This window comes from Gordonia cholesterolivorans (assembly GCF_039531975.1).
GTDB classification, from domain to species: Bacteria; Actinomycetota; Actinomycetes; order Mycobacteriales; family Mycobacteriaceae; genus Gordonia; species Gordonia sihwensis.
Genome location: NZ_BAAARB010000033.1, coordinates 1 through 15,843 on the forward strand (window position 1 = coordinate 1; position 15,843 = coordinate 15,843).

The window sequence follows — 15,843 nt, forward strand, 5'->3', positions numbered from 1 at the left end:
CACCAGAAAGGTGCTCCTTGCCCTGCTTGTGATTGTCGTTTCGCAACAACAATTATTGCAGCTCAGAGCACCTTTCTTCATGAAAACGGCAGGTCAGGCGAATTCAGCGATGAAAGCCCGAGGTTAGCCTCATCTACTCGGTCCACTCCTCAGCTCCGAGCGGTGCCGCATTCAGCTGCTCTCGTCGACTGCGCCAATCGGGCAGGTGCTGATCCATCAAGCTCGTGAACCTCTCGCCATGGTTGCGTTCGAAGTAGTGCGTCATCTCATGGACGACGATGTATTCCAGGCAGTCGGGGTGCTTCTTAGCGAGTTCGACGTTGAACCAGATGTGCCGCGTCTCGCGGTTGCAGGAGCCCCACTTGGTCTTCATCCGGCGGATCGTCCACTTCGGCACGGTCACGTCGAGCGACTGCTCCCACTTCGCAATGAGATCGGGGATCGCCTGGCAAAGCTGGTCGCGATACCACTTGTCGAGGTAGGCGCGTCGCTTCTCGGCCGAGGTGTCGGCAGGCACGTAGAGCACCAGCCGCTCGCCGTCGACCTCGAAGTGCGCCCGACCAGGCCGCTCAACGACCTTGAGCCGACGACGAACACCCCACACGTAGTGCGACTCGCCGGTCACCATCTCCCGCTCGGACTGGCGCTCCGCGGAGCGCAGTTTGTCGCGTTGCCGTTTGATCCACGGCAGGCGCTGGATCACAGCCAGGCGCACCTGGTCGTCGTCGAGTCGCTTCGGTGCGGCCACGCGGACGCGGCCCATCGGTGGATAGACGCCGATGTGCAGGTTCTTAATGTCCTTGTAGATGACGTCGATGTCGATGCCACGGATGGTGAGGTAGGCGTTAGCGGTACTCATCGCGCGCCTTCACCAGTTCAAATAGTTCGTCGAGTCGGTCGAAGCCGTCGGGAAGCGTGCGGCTGATCGCTCGCTTGACGACCTTCTCCTTCATCGTGTTGCCCACCCAGTCATGCGGCTTGCTCGTCAGGATCGCGGTGTCCACCTGGATGGGCGTTGCCGGATCGGGCCAGCCGAAGTCGATCAGGGCGCGGCGGGCGCCGTTGTCCGCCCAGTCGGGATACTTCGTGTCCGACTCCTTGGAACCGAGCTGCTTCGCGGCGTCGAGGAGTTTCGCCAGGTATTCCTGGTAGTCGATAGCCTGCTGGCGGCGCTGTTCGATTATGGCGTCGAGGAGTTCACTCATCTTGTCGTAGTACTTCGGGTTCAGCGCGTGCTCGTCGATGATCACCTTGCGCATGTTGTTGGTGATCGTCTCGGCGACTGCCTCGGGGTCCTTCTTGATACCGGCAGGCAGCTTGTCGATCGCCCCGGCACCGAGCTTGACGATCAGGTCGATCAGACCCGTCTCTTCGAAGTTGGAGACAACTTCGGAAGCGCCAGCCTGGATATAGGTGTCGAGCAGGAACCGCATGCCGGCCTCGTACTGCTTGAAGTCGACGTCCTCACCCGCACCGAGCTTCACCTCCGCGCGCACGTCGACGTAGTGCGCGATCTCGGACTTGATCGCCTCGGCCTCGGCTTGGCTGAAGCCGGCGGCCGTCATGTCGTTGGCGAGGTTGGCGTAGGCGCGGGTGACGGCCGCGACCGCCTTGTATAACTCGACGCGCTTCGGCTCGTTGGCTTTGAGCTGCTGCGCGTTGCCCTGCTCCACTGCGCAGAAGTACTGCTGGTATTGCAGCGTGTTCTTTGGTGGCGCAACGGGTTCGACGAGAGCGCGGATGCGTTCGAGGGCTTCGTCGAGGTTCTCACGAGCCTTCTCGATGCGGTCGGACAGCAGTCCTTCGATGTCCTTCTTCTCGTAGCCATCCAACGCACCCGAGGTGTAGTCGTCGACTGCGTTCTCGATGGAGTTGAACAGATCCTGGTAGTCGACGATGTAGCCGTAGTCCTTGTCGTCGCCATCGAGGCGGTTGACCCGACAGATGGCCTGGAAGAGGCCGTGGTCGCGCATCTTCTTGTCGATATAGAGGTAGGTAGCGCTTGGCGCGTCGAAGCCAGTCAGCAGCTTGTCGACCACGATCAGCAGCCGCATCTGGCCGGGGTTCTCGATGAACTGGCGCTTGACGGCCTGCTCGAACTCCTCGACCTTGTTCACGGCGGTGTCTTCGGGTTCGTCGAAGTAGTCGGCCAGCATCTTGCGGTAGATGTCGTACTGGCGGATCTTCTCGGTCTTGCCTGCGCCGGAGTCTTCCTTGGCGATGTCGCTGGCGTTCGGGATGTAGCTGGTGACGATGGCGCACTTGCCCTTGAAGCCGGCGGCGACGAACATCTCGTAGAACTTGCAGGCCTGGTAGATGCTCGAGCCGACGAGCATGGCATTGCCGCGCCCGTCCATCAGTCGGGGCTTGGTCTCCATATCGAGCAGGATGTCGTTGACGATCTGCTTGGCGCGCGGCTCGGAGGAGACGACCTTCTGCATGGTGCCCCAGCGCTTCTTCAGTTCCGCCTTACTGAGGTCGGTCATGCCCTTGGTTTTGACCTCGAACCACTTGTCGACCTGCGCGGGGCTGGTCAGCTCCTGGTCGATGCTGCGGGCCTCGTACTGCAAGTCGAGCACCACGCCGTCAGCAACGGCTTCGTCGAACTTGTAGGTGTGGATGAACGAGCCGAAGGTCTCGATGCTGGTGGCTTTATCGGCCTTGAGCAGCGGCGTGCCGGTGAAGCCGATGAACATAGCCTCGGGCAGCAGCGCCTTCATGGCGGTGTGCATCTTGCCGGACTGGGTGCGGTGGGCTTCGTCGACGAAGACGAAGATGTTGCCCTTGGCCTTGAAGTCCTTCGGGATGGTGGCGTGCAGTTCTTTGATGAAGTCGGCGGTCGCCTCGTCGTCTTCACCGTCGCTGTCGGCGGCGCGGAACTTGTGGACGAGGGAGCAGATCAGCCACTGCTCGCTGGCGTTGAGCGAGCTGATAAGGTCGGCGCCGCTCTTGGTGCGGTAGATCTGCTCATTGACGCCGTTGAAGACCTTCTCGATCTGGTCGTCGAGTTCGGTGCGGTCGGTGATCAGCAGTACCCGGGCGTCGGGTTGGTTCTCGCGAATCCACTTGGCCAGCCACACCATCGTGAGGGACTTACCCGAGCCCTGGGTGTGCCAGATGATGCCGCCCTCGCGCTTGGCGATGCGGTCCTGGGCGGCTTTGACGCCGAAGTATTGGTTGTGGCGCGGGCCCTTCTTGACGCCCGCGTCGAAGACGATGAAGTTGTGGATCAGTTCAAGCAGGCGCGGCTTGCTGCACATCTGCAGCAGCGCCCGGTCGAGCGGGTCGGCGACGTCGGAAGGTTCTTTCCACTCCAGCCAGTACTTCTCCGGTGTGTCGATGACGCCGTAGCGCAGTCCTTCGACGTCGTTGCCGGCGAAGACGAACTGCACGGTCGAGAAGAACGACCGGATGAACTCCGGCTTCTGGTTGCCGATGGTCTGCCGGATGCCTTCGGATACAGCGACTTTGGAGCGCTTGAGTTCCAGCGCGGCGAGCGCCAGGCCGTTGACGTAGAGCACTATGTCCGGGCGCTTGGTGTGCTGGCCGGCGACGGTGACTTCCTCGACGACGACGAAGTGGTTGGCGTCTGGGTTCTTCCAGTCGATCAGCCAGACGGTCTCGGTCTGTTCGCCCACGCCGGGCTTGACCTTCACGCCGTAACGCAGCAGTCCGTAGACGTCCTTGTTCGCCTCGTAGAGGTCGTGGCCAGCGCCGACTGAGGCGGCTTTGCCGAGCTGGTCGAGGGCGCGGTTGATGAGGTTGTCGTCGTAGCCGCGAGCGCGCAGGTTCTGCGTCAGTAGCTCGGTCTCGACGTTGGCGTTGCCCTCGCGGTACTCCCAGTTGCCGAGGTACTCGTAACCGAGCTGATCGCGAAACAGCGCGACCACTCGGCTCTGGGCTTTTCGTTCAATTTGTCCTACGTCACTCATTGCTCACCTCCTGCTTCATCGCCTCCTCAACTCCTTCGGTTTCCCACTGTCCATATGTTCTTCGTGCACCTTGTACCAGCCATTCGGTGCGACCGTTAGCACTGCGGCCGGCCACGATGGCGGCGGCTGCGCTTGGGCTGGCGAATACGTGGTTGCGGGTGAATCGCATCGCCGCGCCATCGGGTGTCGGCACGAGCGTGCCATCCTGTTCCAGCTTCGCCCGCAGACTGGTGTAGCTATGCCCCTCGCCGCCCGTCCACTTCAGCCGGGCGCTGGAGCCTTCGATCACGGTGAACTCGCCGTCGACTTCTTGTGCGGTCGCGGTGATGCCGGATTTCTTCAGTGTCATCTCGAATACCGGCGAATCGGTGCGTGTACCCGCTACCTCAGTGTGCGGCACCGTCGGGGTCGTCGTTGGCGACCGGAAGAGGTTCACCCCGAGCACTGGCAGCACGATCTTGGCCTGCTCGATGAAGTACTCCATGTCCGACACGTCAGCCTCAGGCAGGACGATCGGTGGCGGCGTGGTGCCGTTGGTGAGCCGAGCTCGGCTAGCCTGCAGGGCCAGCGTGATAAACCGGCTCTCCAGGTAGCGGGCATGCGCCTTCGTCAGGTTGGTGTCTTTGCTGGTCAGCACGATGGCTCGATCCCAGAAGTCTTTGCCGTTCTGGTCTTCCGAGCGAGCGTGCTGATACAGGCGCTTGCTGACGTCGTCACCCTCGCCGATATAGGCCAACTGGCCGCCGAGGCTGTCCGGGTCATCGCCAAGCAAAATGTAGATGCCGGTGCGGGTCGCCTCGGGACGCTTCAACAGTGCCGCAAGGTCCGAACGCGGAGCAGCCACAACATGACCGGTCCAGTTCATGATCTCCGCCGTCAGCAAACCGCCCGGCGTGCCATCAGCCAGAAACAGGCGAACCGATTTGCCGGCACTCACGAGGCAGCCTCCACGTCAGACTGATCGACCCAGCGAGCCAGGACACTGAGAGCGGCGAGGTACTCCAGCGCTTCCTGTTCAGAAAGCTCCTGATCAACCTCATGGCTCAGTGGGTTGCGGATACCTGCGAACACGCCCTCTGCAAGAGCCATCGCGCCGCGCTGCACCGACTTGTAGGTGTCGCTGCCGTCCGGCTGCATGCGGCGCAGCCGCTTCTTACCGGGCTCGGCCACCTTTTCGCTGAATGACTCCTGGAAGAGCTTTGTTTCACTGAGGTCGCGACGACCCACCTTATTCTGCGTCTCGGCATTGATCTTTCGAATCGCACCGCCGACTGCTTCGCGGTAGTGGCCGGACTGCCAGAGCGACTTGGCGCCTTCCCAGATCCACGGATGGAGTTCGGCAGCAGAGAGTTCTGGTGCATTCTCGCCGAGGTTCTCCTCGATTTCTTGCTTGCGGACTAGCTGCGCGCGAGCGCGCACGGCAGCCTCACGGTGCGCACCCCAACGGTGATAGCTATCTTTTCCAACCTCGGTTCGCCAGTTCGGAACAACCCGATTCATAATCTGTTCGACAACATGCGCCTGGGCTGCAATAATCTCATCGCTTTCGCGCGGAAAGCTAGCAATGACGCCCGGATCGGGATGTGAAACAAGTTCCGTTGCGAGAATAAATATTTCCAACTCTTTGATAGCCCACTCGGTGTTCATAACGCGGCCTCCACTGGTAGCCGAGTACGGCCCGTTAAGAGTTGCTGCATCATGCCAGTCTTCATACTCTGCGCCTTGGATAGACGAACACGAAGAGCTTCGATCTCGCGCTCGGAGTCATGTAGTGCCTCCGCGATTGCCTTCTGCTCGGCAACCCCAGGGAGTATCAGAGTGATGCTCGAAATGTACGACCGAGTCGTCGCCAGCACCTTCGTACCAGCTGCCAAGCGCAGCAGTTGATCGCGGAATGAAGGGATGAACTGAAGGTACGCCTTGAACCCGTCGGCAAGCACGGACTTGTCGAAGCGTGCAGCGATCGTGTGAAGCCCTGGAACTACGCCAGTGTTGGGCGTGCTCACGATTTCGACCGACTTGCCGACTCCCGCTGGATCTTCCGAAGCGTCGGCGAACACGAGGTCGCCACACTGAAGCAATCCTGCCCGAGCGGCAAGTTTCGCACTCGCGCGCGGCATTTCTTCCGATGCCCCGTCAAGTATCACAGATGAGCGAGTGTGAATATCTCCGTAGTGGAGGTACTTCAGTGGCGACTTCGTATCAAGTTGAGCCCGCGAAAGTGCCACTGTCTTCACGTAACTCACATGATCGCCAAGCCGAATGTCTGCCCATTCCCCAGTGAACCCGGGCAGGCGGGTGCGGCCGGTCAGGAGTTGCTGCATCATGCCCTGCTTGATCGCATGCTTCTTGGCGATGAGGCGTTCGAGGGTAGCGATTAGGTCGTCGGCGTCTTTCAGCCACTCCACGATCTCGCGCTGACGCTCAATCGACGGCAGGGCGAGCTCGACGTCAAGGAACTTCGTCTTCGCGATATTATAGCGTGTCGCCCCTTGTGCGAGAGACGAAACGAGCGACCTTCCGGCAGTAGACCGAAAGAAGTATGCAAGATATGTTGAATCAACCGCAGCGTCTGGCCGCAGTCGAAAACCAAAGCAGAAGCTGTTCAAGAACGTGGAAATATTGGGGTCAAAATCCACCACCGCGGATAGCGCAACCTCTTCCGGCGTCTCGGAGGACCCGTTGAATAACACATCTCCGCGCTTGACGCTGTTCTGCCGCTCACCTTTCTTTACCTGAACTTGTTCGAGTGCACGACCACTTAGTCGCGTACTGTTAATGACTTCCAGGAACGTTACAAACCGAGCATCTCCTCGTCCGAAGTCGGCCTTGGTTTTTCCTGTTAGGCCGCCGTAGGTACTGCCGACTTCACGGAGTCGAACCGTTGAACTCATTCTCCGACCCCCATTGCAGCCAGGTGGTCGGCGACCTTGGCTTCGAGCCGATCAAGCTCGGAGTCTAGATCTCTCACTGTCGCGGCATACCGCACGCCAAGCTGCTGAATACGCGCAACCAGGTCAAGCGTCAGTGCTTCGACTTCGTCCGAGACGCGGTGCACGACGGTCGTCCGCCATTTGTCGTCGAGTACCAGCGTCTTGATGTCGTCTTCGGTCAGGTCGCCGTACTTCTTGAGCGTGGTGAGGTCGAGTTCGCCCTGGGCGTCCTTGACTGCTTTCTTGGCGGCGGCTTCGGTGTTGTACAGCTTGGTTGCGTTCTGCAACGCTTTGACCTCGTCGGGATCGCCGCCGGTCTTGATTGCCTTTAGGCGTGCGGCGACGAGTGCCTTGGAGATCTTGTCGTCGTCCATGGCGTCTGCGAGTAGTCCGTCTTCGACAGCGTGCTCCTCGATGTACTCTTCGACTACTCTGGTGGCTTCTTCGGCTGCTGCGGTGAGGTTGTCGATGGCGGTCTGTTCGTCGGCGAAGTAGCGCGCCACGATCAGTGCTGGCGGGATGAGGTCCATCTTGTACTTGGTGGCGCTACGGCCGGAGCCGACCACCAGGTCGGGCGTCTCGGAGAGCTTGCGCTCCTTATCCTCGATGGTCTTGCGCGGTGTGGCGGCATTCAGCCAGCCGTCGGCCATAACCAGGTAGACGTCGTCGTGCATCGTGTCGTGCCAGTAGGTCATGAGTTGCTCGTAGACGTCGTACTCGTCGAGCAGCGGCATCGGCTTGAAACGCTCCAGCAGGTCGTCGCTGATGGTCGCGATGAGGTCGTTCGGCTTCGTGTCGGCAGTGATGCCGGCCAGCGTGTCGCGGTGCGTGGCAAACCAGTCCTCGACAATGCTGGTCGCTTCATCGCGGAGCTTATGGAAGCCGGGTGCGTCAAAGATGGCTTGCTGCACGGTGCTGACGTCAATGGCGAGGTCGCTGTAGCCGGGGCGGTTGGGCTTGAAGAGTTGACCACGAAGCTGCGGGAAGGCGTCCCAGTACGGCGCCAGCGCGTCGAGGTCGGTGTTCGGGATGCCGCCGTGGAGGTGGGCGGACAGGTCCTGCAGGTCCTCGGGTTCGGAGGAGTCGATGTAGCGCGGGATGTTAAGGTTGTAGTCGTTCTTGGGGTCGGCGATCTCGCTCATCGGCACCATGCGCGAGTAGCGGTCGATCTCGATCTGCTTGTTGAAGGTGTCGACGATCTTGTGGATGTCCTGGCTGCGCAGGCGGTTCTTGTTGCCGTCTTTCATGAAGCCCTTGGAGGCGTCGATCATGAAGACGCCGGTACGCGCCTGGGCATTCTCCTTGTCGAGGATGACGATGCAGGCCGGGATGCCGGTGCCGTAGAACAGGTTCGCCGGTAGGCCGATGATACCCTTGATGAAACCCTGCTTGAGCAGGCGGGTGCGGATGGTGGCCTCGGCGTTGCCGCGGAACAGCACGCCGTGCGGCAGGATGATCGCGGCCTTGCCGGTGCTCTTGAGCGAGGTGAGCGCGTGGAGCAGGAAGGCGTAGTCGCCGTTCTTCTCCGGCGGGCGGCCGTACTCAAAGCGGCCGTAGTCGTTCTCGAGGCCGTTGTTCCAGGACTTCACCGAGAACGGAGGGTTCATGACGATGTAGTCGAAGGTCCGCAGGTGGTCACCCTTGGTGAACTGCGGGCTGGTGATAGTGTCGCCCTTTTCGATCTCGGCGATCTCGTTGCCGTGCAGGATCATGTTCATCTTGGACAGCGCCCAGGTGGCGTTGTCCTTCTCTTGGCCGTAGATCGTCATGCCGCGGGGCGCCTCGGCGGCAGCTTTCAGCAGCAGCGAACCGGAACCACAGGCCGGGTCGTAGACGGTCTGGTCCTGGCGGGTGTTCGGGCCGATGCCGACCACCTTGGCGAGGATGCGGGAGACCTCGGCCGGCGTGTAGAACTGCCCCTTGCTCTTGCCGGACTCGGTGGCGAAGTGGCGCATCAGGTACTCGTAGGCGTCGCCGAGCAGGTCGTCACCCTCGGCGCGCGAGCCTCGGAAGTCGAGGTCGTTGAAGATGGTGACCAGCTTGGAGAGGCGGTCCTGCATCTCCTTGCCCTTGCCGAGCTTCTCCTCGTCGTTGAAGTCGGCCTGGTCGATGACGTTGCGCAGGTCGTTGGCTTCGGCGAGCTTGGCGATGATCTTGTTGAAGCGGTCGCCGATCTCTTTGTCGCCCTTGGCGGCGAGCATGTCGTCGAACGAGCCACCTGCAGGCACTTCGATGAGGCTGTTGACGTCGGTCTTGGCCTTGTCGGACACGTACTTAACGAACAGCAGCGTCAGGATGTAGTCCTTGTACTGACTGGCGTCCATGCCGCCACGAAGCTGGTCGCAACTTGCCCACAGTGATGAGTAGAGATCCGACTTCTTAAGCGCCACAGCTGGTCTTCCTGTTGTGTCTGTAGGCATTTGTGATGCCATTTTATCATTTTTCGAACAAATGTGCGAAGATTCTCGGTCCGCCGTTTGGTCGCGTCTCAGCATGCCAGAGGAGGCTGACAGAACCGCGTGATCCATACCGGCTGGCCGCTACTCAGCGCGCTTGCGGCGCTGAGTCACTCCATCGCTCCCGTCCCACCTAACAAGTCGCTCCAGCCCTTGGACGTCGAACTCAGCGGCACCCGAGGCGATCATCGATCCGTAGTCGTCAACGAATGCACGTACCGCGCCGTTGACCACACGCTGCGCGTCGGCTCGTGCATCGAGTGCCTCGTCGAGCTTCTCCTGGCTCAGTCGGGGCTCGGTGGGATCGTAGGGCCATGCCTTGAGCCGTTCGACGCGCAGAATCTCGGCCCGAAGCCGGTAGACGTGCGCCCATAGTCGCGACAGCGCTTCCTCGCGCTCGGCCTTGTCGTGAGCGGCTACATCGCCGGCCGAAATGTATGGCGTGTCACCAGAAATCTCGACCGGCCCCGGCGTCGGTGTGGTGCGTGGCGCGTAGTCCTGCGAGTCGGCGTGCAGCTGCCGGGCAAGCTCCTGCACGATCTTCGGCTCGATCCGCTTGCGAAAGTGGTCGACCTCGCGACTCATCTCCGAAGCGGCTCGTTCGCGTCGCGCTGTCAGGGTGAGTCCTCGAACGCCGGGCGTCAGTCCGAACAGGATCCGCGCTGGCTCACCCAAGGTGTCATCCGGAAAGTGGACGAGCAACCGCGCCAGTAGCTCGTTCAGTGCCTTGATCCGACTGAGTCGGTCATGAGGCATCACCGACCGGGCGACAACGCCCCGCAGCGCCAGCAGGTTCATGTCACTGAATGAGACGTCGACCGGGAGGCCGCCTCGCAAGATCCCCTTCAGTGGCGTGGTGATCGCATCGAGTGAGGGCGGCTGCTTCTGGATGGGAAGACGAGTCGGCGGCACACAGTCTCCCATCGGCAGAGGTCACAAATGAGTGCCCAGTATATGCCCAGTCGTCGCCCTGGAGGATGTCCGTCGATCGGCTGAATCGTAGAGGTCATCAGGCATCCCGCCTGATTCGCCAGACCTCACGAAGGAGTCATCCGACATGTCGGCCATCGAGCGCTACACACAGCAGTCCATCGTTCCATCCCCATCCGCTTCTGGCGGTCGACTCTCGCGTCAGACGGCGCGGGAGTTGGCCGCGATCGACCATGTGACCGATCTCCGGTCGGCCGCGATCGCCGCCGCCGGCGAGGTTCAGCAGGCGAAGGTCGAAGCCATCGCCCGCACTGGCGCCTGCGCCATGCAGCAGGCAGCCCTGGTCGCGCAGGTGCAGCAGCAGCTCGCTCTGGCCGCGCCGGCCGCGTCCGGTGACCTGGACTTCATCAAGACGATGACGGTCATCGGCATGGGTCAGGCGGTCGCAGACACCGCCCGGGAGGTGAACCGTCGATGAGCGTCGTCGCGATTCTTGCGGTCCTCGCGCTGACTGTGTTCATCGTGCTGCTGATCGGGGCGCGTCATGCCTTTGTGCAGATCGAGGCCGATCGACGGGCTGAGATGGCGCGAATGCGTCAGGCGCAGCGGCAAGCCGAGGCGCGCATCAACCGGATGGCTGCGTCGGCGATTCACCAGATGATCGACGCGGCGCACCGCAACCACATCAACCCACCGCCGCAATAGATCAGAAGGCCTGGCCGAGTGCGTGCCTGCACTCGGCCAGGCCGAACGGCCACAACACTTTTCAACCTCTTCACGCTGATGAACTCGTCAAGGAGTCGCGTCATGACCACTTCTCACCCTACGACGCCGGAACTGCGCGCCGGCCGCGCCGAGCTGACTCGCTTCGTCCGCGAACAGGCCGACCGTACGAGTCAAGAGCTCGGCTTCGGCTGGGTCGGCGTCGCGGCTGCACCGAGCACCTATCAACAGCTGCGTGGCGCATTCGCCCACTCGCAGGAGACAGGCGATCCGTTGCCGGTGAGCAGCCTGTTCTGCGAGTCGACGATCTACGACTCGCCGGAGGACAACATCCGGTTCCGCTACTACCACGACGTGCATCACGTGCGCCTGGGGCTGAGCTTCAACCTCGACGATGAGCTGGAGCTCGCCCAGTGGCACCTCAACGAGCTGGCCCTGACCGGTTGCGGCAAGGGCAGTCTGCCGTACGAGCTGCTGACCGTGGATCTGGTGGGTCAGATCTTCCTCATGGGCGTCATCGGGCGGTTCCCGCTCGACCAGAGCCGCTTTGTCGCGACCTGTCACGAGGCCGGGCTCGTATCGGGTCTGCTCGCCGAGATTCGGCGGTTGCCGTGAGTGGCGGCGACCCTGGCCGTATCGGCGGTCGCTTCCTGGAAGCGTGTGTCGGCCTACTCCTGGCCGTCATGGCCCTCTACGCCGCGATCAGCATCCTGCGGGCGATCTGGCTGTACCTGTGCATCGTCGTGCTGGTCGTCGGCGTCGGAGCGCTCGTGTGGTGGCGGATCTCATCGAAGTACCGAGGCTGGTGATTCCCCGTGGCAACTATTCCGGTCGGCGTTGTGGAATGGTCAACAATGGCAATTTACCTATTGCAATTCGCGTCCGTTCGGTTCATAGTCTGCCGCACGACTCGCATTTCTATTTCGAAACGCAACACGAAAGTCGGTCCATCACGTAATTCGGGAAGGAGGTAGATCCATGTCAACAACACATCACGACGACGAGAGTGTGAGTAAGAATGCGCCCTATCGAGCAGATCGGAGGGCTGCGCAACGGGCGGATATCAAACGCGCCCGGCACAGCCGACGGATCATCGTCCATTCCGAACAACGCGAGCAGCCCGACGTGCGCAAGATTGCGCGAGCGATCATCGCCATGGCAATGGCCGATGCCGAGCGTGAGGCCCAAGCTCAAGCCGAGCGGCAGGCGCGTGCCAATTCGGAGGTCTCCGATGAGTAGCCGCGGATCGTTCGCCTGGACGAAGCTGGAGCTGCCTTCTCCACTACCGGTTGAAGCTGCACGTGCGGCCGTCGGTGCGCTCACCTGCCTGGCCGGGCAACCTCGCATGGTTCTGGAGGCGCGCGGTGAAGCCGGCACGGTCGCCTGGTTTCTTGGGGCTGATCCTGCCGTCGCGGGACGGGCGGTACGGGCGATGTCGCCATACCTGGTTGGGCTGCGTGCTACTGCCGGGCGTCGACCAGTCGATTCGAAGGCTGCGGCGGCGGTGCGCCTGCCAGGACATCGCCGGATACCGTTGGCGGTCGGCTCGAGCGAACAGGTCGCCCGTGGTGTCCTTGCTGCGCTCTCCGGCGCCCATCGAGGTGAGCTGGTGCGGCTGCAGGTCATTCTCGGGCCACGACACCGTCCACGTCTGATCCCGGACGTTCCGAGCCAACAACGGACGCAGGTCGGTGCAAAGTTCGGCGAGCATCGGTTCTCGTGTGAGCTGCGGATCGGTGCTCGATCGCGTGACCGTGCACGGGCGCAGCGGCTGATCGGGAACGTGGCTGCGCCGCTGCGTGGCTTGGAGGCCCCGGGCGTGGCGCTCCGCCTGAAGCGGTCGTCACTACGGGCGCTGGACGAGATGCGCGACCCACTGCTGTGGCCGAGTGAACTGGGCGTTACGGAACTCACGGCGCTGCTCGGGTGGCCGATCGGTCCGAAGGACGTGGACCTACCGGGCGTGCCCTCACCTCACCCGCGCCAGCTTCCGGTTGCTACGGCTGTGCCGCGTGCAGGTCGGATTCTGGGCGACTCGACCCTCGACGGCGACCGGCCAGTCGGTCAGGGTGTGGAGGAGGCCAAGCGGGTCATGCATGTGATCGGCCCCATGGGCACCGGTAAGTCGACGATGTTGGTGAACCTGGCGCTGGCTGACGCGACCGCCGGGCGGTCGGTGATCCTCATCGACGGCAAAGGCGATGCTTGCACGGACTTCCTCGAGCGTGTCGACCCGAAGCGGCACGACGACATCGTGGTGTTCGACCCCACCGACAGCTGCCCCGTCGGGGTGTCGGCGTTCGTCGATGACCAACCGGAACGGTCGGCCGATGTGATCTTCGGCGTCTTCAGGAGCCTCTACGGTGACCAGCTCGGCCCGCGCAGTAGCGACCTGCTGCACGCCGCCTTGTTGACGCTCGCCCGGGTGGGCGGATGCTCGCTGGCGATGCTGCCGATGATCTTGTCGAATGCGGCGGTGCGACGGCCCCTGGTGGCGAAGGTCGCCGGCTCCGATCCGCTGGGACTCGGGGCATTCTGGGCGCACTTCGAGGCCCTGTCGGATGCTGAGCGCTCGCACGTGATCGCGCCACTGCGCAACAAACTGGACCCGATATTGACGTTGCGGCCGTCGCTGCGGGCGATGTTCGGGCAGGCGCGGTCGCAGTTCTCGCTGCGCGACCTGTTTCTGGAACCCGATAAGCGTCCGATCGTGGTCATCTCGTTGGGGAGCGCGGAACTGGGTCCGGAGGGCGCCCGGCTGATGGGCTCGATTCTGTTGGCGCTGATCTGGCAGACGGCACAGGAACGCACCCGGTTGCCGCAATCGCAGCGTCACCCGGTGATGCTGTACCTCGACGAGTTTCAGGAGATCGTTCGGCTCGGTGATCTCGCCGAGGCGCTCGGACGGGCGCGTGGCCTCGGGGTGGCGTTCGCGGCGCTGGCGCACCAGTCGCTGACACAGCTCAGCCCGTCGATGCGACAGGCAGTCATGGCGCACGCCCGCAGTCGCGTCTGCTTCCAGCTCAGCCCGCACGACGCGAAGGACATCGCCGCCACCACGAACGGTGTGCTCACGCCGCGCGACCTCCAGGAGCTTCCCGCCTTCGTGGCACAGGCGTCGCTGTTGGTCGGCGGGGACCGCATGCCGTGGTGCACGATCCGGACGCGCCGGTTGCCTCCGACAGCCCAGTCGGCCGCACAGGTCCGGGCGCTGTCCCGAGCTCGCTATGGCCGTCCGCTCAAGGACGTCGAAGCCGAGCTACTCGCTATCGGCGGCTGGAATGGCAAGGCCGCAGCGGACGATTCGTTTGGGCGTAGTCGCCGGACGGGAGGTGGCAAATGAGTGCCGCACAGCCGACCGCTCCCGGCGGGTACACCCCGGGTGCAGGCCTACCGCTCGGCGTACCGGCCGCCTCCGGTGACGACATGGTGAGTGCGCAGGTCGGCGATGAGTTCCCCGGTTCTAGGGAGCCGAATACTTCGGTCCCTTCGTCGTCCGAAGTTGCTCCGCGCGGTGCGGGTCGCCGGGTCGGGGCTCGCCAACTGGCGCGGTTGACCGATCAACTCTCGGACCGCGATCGCGATGTCCTCTGGCTGGTGGCCGACCACCGCTACCTGACCACCCACCAGGTTCAGCGCTTCTGCTTCGTCGACCATGAAACGGCAGCGACCGGATCGCGGGTCACTCGGCGGGTGCTCGCCCGACTCCAGCGTGATGGACTGATCCGCTCACTTGATCGACGGGTCGGCGGCCTGGGCTCGGGTAGCGGGGTAACCATCTGGCGACTGAGCGCGAGCGGGCTGCGCATCGTCTACGGCGACGGCAAGCGGCGTCGCTCGGCTGAGCCCTCGGAGCGGTTCCTGCGCCACTGTCTGGCCGTTGCCGATGTCCACGTCCTGCTGCATCAGCACCGTCGCATCGAGGCCATCGAGAACGTCGCCGTGGAGGTCGAACCGGCCTCGTGGCGCAAGTACCTCGGCCCGAGCGGTGAGCGTCGGTGGTTGCAGCCCGACCTGTACTCCGAGATCACGACAGCGGACTTCGTCGACCGAACTTTCATCGAGGTCGATCTGGGCACCGAGTCACTGCCGACACTGATCCGTAAGTGCCAGCAGTACGAGGACTACCGCCGCAGCGGAACCGAACAGGACCGCCGCGGAAGCTTCCCGCTGGTGGTCTGGCTCCTGACCACCGCCGAGCGCGCCGTGAAGCTCGAAGCCGCCGTCCACCGCAGCCACAGCCTGACGGCGGCGATGTTCCGCTACGCCACCCCGAACACACTGGCGCAGGTGCTGGCCGGAGGTGCGGCATGAGCCTGCCTCGCAACCAGATCCTCGTCGGCGACGCGCTCGACCGCGTCCGGGAGCTGCCGGATGCGTCGGTCGACTGCGTGGTGACCAGCCCGCCCTACTTCCGGCTGCGCAACTACGACCACGACAACCAGCTCGGGCTCGAAGCGCACGTCGACGAATGGGTCTCGGGACTGCGGGCACTGCTCACCGAGGTGCGGCGGGTGCTCGTGCCGACCGGGACGATCTGGCTGAACCTGGGGGACAGCTACAGCACCAAACCGGCCGAGGGAGCCGGCCGCAAGAGCCTGTTGCTCGGGCCGGAGCGTCTGGCGCTGCAGCTGATCAAGGACGGCTGGCTGGTACGCAACAAGATCGTATGGGCCAAGACGAACACCATCCCGACCAGCGTGGCGGACCGGCTCGCCACCAAGCACGAGTTCATCTACGTACTTGAAGCGCCCTGGGTTTGATGGAGACTCGCGCTATTTGATTCCGACCAGCTGTTCGCGGTCGGCTTGGACAGCATAGAACGCGTGCTCGAACTCGGCGGGCGGGACGTCGCCGAGGTATCCGTGG

General features: G+C 62.9%; 15 protein-coding genes. 8 read left to right on the forward strand and 7 right to left on the reverse strand.

The features are described 5' to 3' along the window. Positions 1 to 133: 133 nt before the first annotated feature. From ABFX36_RS18165 to ABFX36_RS18195, 7 genes are all read right to left on the reverse strand, one after another. On the reverse strand, positions 134 to 859 hold the full coding sequence (locus tag ABFX36_RS18165) for a M48 family metallopeptidase (RefSeq protein ID WP_346077681.1): 726 nt from the start codon (positions 857 to 859) through the stop codon (positions 134 to 136). Further along, a complete protein-coding gene (locus ABFX36_RS18170; protein ID WP_346077683.1) occupies positions 846 to 3,932 on the reverse strand; it encodes a type I restriction endonuclease subunit R in 3,087 nt (1,028 codons plus the stop codon). Before ABFX36_RS18170 ends, ABFX36_RS18165 begins: the two co-directional genes overlap by 14 nt. Continuing rightward, a complete protein-coding gene (locus ABFX36_RS18175; protein WP_346077685.1) occupies positions 3,925 to 4,869 on the reverse strand; it encodes a GIY-YIG nuclease family protein in 945 nt (314 codons plus the stop codon). Before ABFX36_RS18175 ends, ABFX36_RS18170 begins: the two co-directional genes overlap by 8 nt. After that, on the reverse strand, positions 4,866 to 5,579 hold the full coding sequence (locus ABFX36_RS18180) for a TIGR02391 family protein (protein WP_346077687.1): 714 nt from the start codon (positions 5,577 to 5,579) through the stop codon (positions 4,866 to 4,868). The genes ABFX36_RS18175 and ABFX36_RS18180 overlap by 4 nt, the downstream gene beginning before the upstream one ends. Beyond that, the gene (locus tag ABFX36_RS18185; protein ID WP_346077689.1) at positions 5,576 to 6,826 is read right to left on the reverse strand and encodes a restriction endonuclease subunit S; all 1,251 of its coding nucleotides are present in this window, start codon (positions 6,824 to 6,826) and stop codon (positions 5,576 to 5,578) included. The genes ABFX36_RS18180 and ABFX36_RS18185 overlap by 4 nt, the downstream gene beginning before the upstream one ends. Continuing rightward, the gene (locus ABFX36_RS18190; protein WP_346077691.1) at positions 6,823 to 9,255 is read right to left on the reverse strand and encodes a type I restriction-modification system subunit M; all 2,433 of its coding nucleotides are present in this window, start codon (positions 9,253 to 9,255) and stop codon (positions 6,823 to 6,825) included. The genes ABFX36_RS18185 and ABFX36_RS18190 overlap by 4 nt, the downstream gene beginning before the upstream one ends. Positions 9,256 to 9,405: 150 nt before the next feature. Continuing rightward, positions 9,406 to 10,119: a hypothetical protein gene (locus tag ABFX36_RS18195; protein WP_133055070.1), complete on the reverse strand. Its 714-nt coding sequence runs from the start codon at positions 10,117 to 10,119 to the stop codon at positions 9,406 to 9,408. A gap of 259 nt (positions 10,120 to 10,378) precedes the next feature. On the opposite strand from ABFX36_RS18195, the gene ABFX36_RS18200 reads away from it, so the two are divergent. The 8 genes from ABFX36_RS18200 (at position 10,379) to ABFX36_RS18235 (ending at position 15,737) form a co-directional block, all read left to right on the forward strand. After that, positions 10,379 to 10,729: a hypothetical protein gene (locus ABFX36_RS18200; protein WP_085092611.1), complete on the forward strand. Its 351-nt coding sequence runs from the start codon at positions 10,379 to 10,381 to the stop codon at positions 10,727 to 10,729. After that, a complete protein-coding gene (locus tag ABFX36_RS18205; protein WP_346077694.1) occupies positions 10,726 to 10,956 on the forward strand; it encodes a hypothetical protein in 231 nt (76 codons plus the stop codon). The genes ABFX36_RS18200 and ABFX36_RS18205 overlap by 4 nt, the downstream gene beginning before the upstream one ends. Before the next feature lie 102 nt (positions 10,957 to 11,058). After that, the gene (locus ABFX36_RS18210) at positions 11,059 to 11,589 is read left to right on the forward strand and encodes a hypothetical protein (RefSeq protein ID WP_346077696.1); all 531 of its coding nucleotides are present in this window, start codon (positions 11,059 to 11,061) and stop codon (positions 11,587 to 11,589) included. Between the two features lie 68 nt (positions 11,590 to 11,657). Next, a complete protein-coding gene (locus tag ABFX36_RS18215) occupies positions 11,658 to 11,783 on the forward strand; it encodes a hypothetical protein (RefSeq protein WP_346077698.1) in 126 nt (41 codons plus the stop codon). 169 nt (positions 11,784 to 11,952) lie between these two features. After that, the gene (locus ABFX36_RS18220) at positions 11,953 to 12,213 is read left to right on the forward strand and encodes a hypothetical protein (protein ID WP_346077700.1); all 261 of its coding nucleotides are present in this window, start codon (positions 11,953 to 11,955) and stop codon (positions 12,211 to 12,213) included. Continuing rightward, the gene (locus ABFX36_RS18225; RefSeq protein ID WP_346077702.1) at positions 12,206 to 14,317 is read left to right on the forward strand and encodes a type IV secretion system DNA-binding domain-containing protein; all 2,112 of its coding nucleotides are present in this window, start codon (positions 12,206 to 12,208) and stop codon (positions 14,315 to 14,317) included. The genes ABFX36_RS18220 and ABFX36_RS18225 overlap by 8 nt, the downstream gene beginning before the upstream one ends. A gap of 209 nt (positions 14,318 to 14,526) precedes the next feature. Further along, on the forward strand, positions 14,527 to 15,288 hold the full coding sequence (locus tag ABFX36_RS18230) for a replication-relaxation family protein (protein WP_051994127.1): 762 nt from the start codon (positions 14,527 to 14,529) through the stop codon (positions 15,286 to 15,288). Then, positions 15,285 to 15,737 (forward strand): DNA-methyltransferase, encoded by a 453-nt coding sequence (locus ABFX36_RS18235; protein WP_346077705.1) that lies wholly within the window; start codon positions 15,285 to 15,287, stop codon positions 15,735 to 15,737. Before ABFX36_RS18230 ends, ABFX36_RS18235 begins: the two co-directional genes overlap by 4 nt. The last annotated feature ends 106 nt before the right edge of the window (positions 15,738 to 15,843 follow it).

Bases quoted from the DNA above. Each gene is read 5' to 3' on its own strand.
- ABFX36_RS18165 (WP_346077681.1), bottom strand. From the start codon at position 859: ATGAGTACCGCTAACGCCTACCTCACCATCCGTGGCATCGACATCGAC.
- ABFX36_RS18170 (WP_346077683.1), bottom strand. From the start codon at position 3,932: ATGAGTGACGTAGGACAAATTGAACGAAAAGCCCAGAGCCGAGTGGTC.
- ABFX36_RS18180 (WP_346077687.1), bottom strand. From the start codon at position 5,579: ATGAACACCGAGTGGGCTATCAAAGAGTTGGAAATATTTATTCTCGCA.
- ABFX36_RS18185 (WP_346077689.1), bottom strand. From the start codon at position 6,826: ATGAGTTCAACGGTTCGACTCCGTGAAGTCGGCAGTACCTACGGCGGC.
- ABFX36_RS18195 (WP_133055070.1), bottom strand. From the start codon at position 10,119: ATGAACCTGCTGGCGCTGCGGGGCGTTGTCGCCCGGTCGGTGATGCCT.
- ABFX36_RS18200 (WP_085092611.1), top strand. From the start codon at position 10,379: ATGTCGGCCATCGAGCGCTACACACAGCAGTCCATCGTTCCATCCCCA.
- ABFX36_RS18205 (WP_346077694.1), top strand. From the start codon at position 10,726: ATGAGCGTCGTCGCGATTCTTGCGGTCCTCGCGCTGACTGTGTTCATC.
- ABFX36_RS18210 (WP_346077696.1), top strand. From the start codon at position 11,059: ATGACCACTTCTCACCCTACGACGCCGGAACTGCGCGCCGGCCGCGCC.
- ABFX36_RS18215 (WP_346077698.1), top strand. From the start codon at position 11,658: ATGGCCCTCTACGCCGCGATCAGCATCCTGCGGGCGATCTGGCTGTAC.
- ABFX36_RS18220 (WP_346077700.1), top strand. From the start codon at position 11,953: ATGTCAACAACACATCACGACGACGAGAGTGTGAGTAAGAATGCGCCC.
- ABFX36_RS18225 (WP_346077702.1), top strand. From the start codon at position 12,206: ATGAGTAGCCGCGGATCGTTCGCCTGGACGAAGCTGGAGCTGCCTTCT.
- ABFX36_RS18235 (WP_346077705.1), top strand. From the start codon at position 15,285: ATGAGCCTGCCTCGCAACCAGATCCTCGTCGGCGACGCGCTCGACCGC.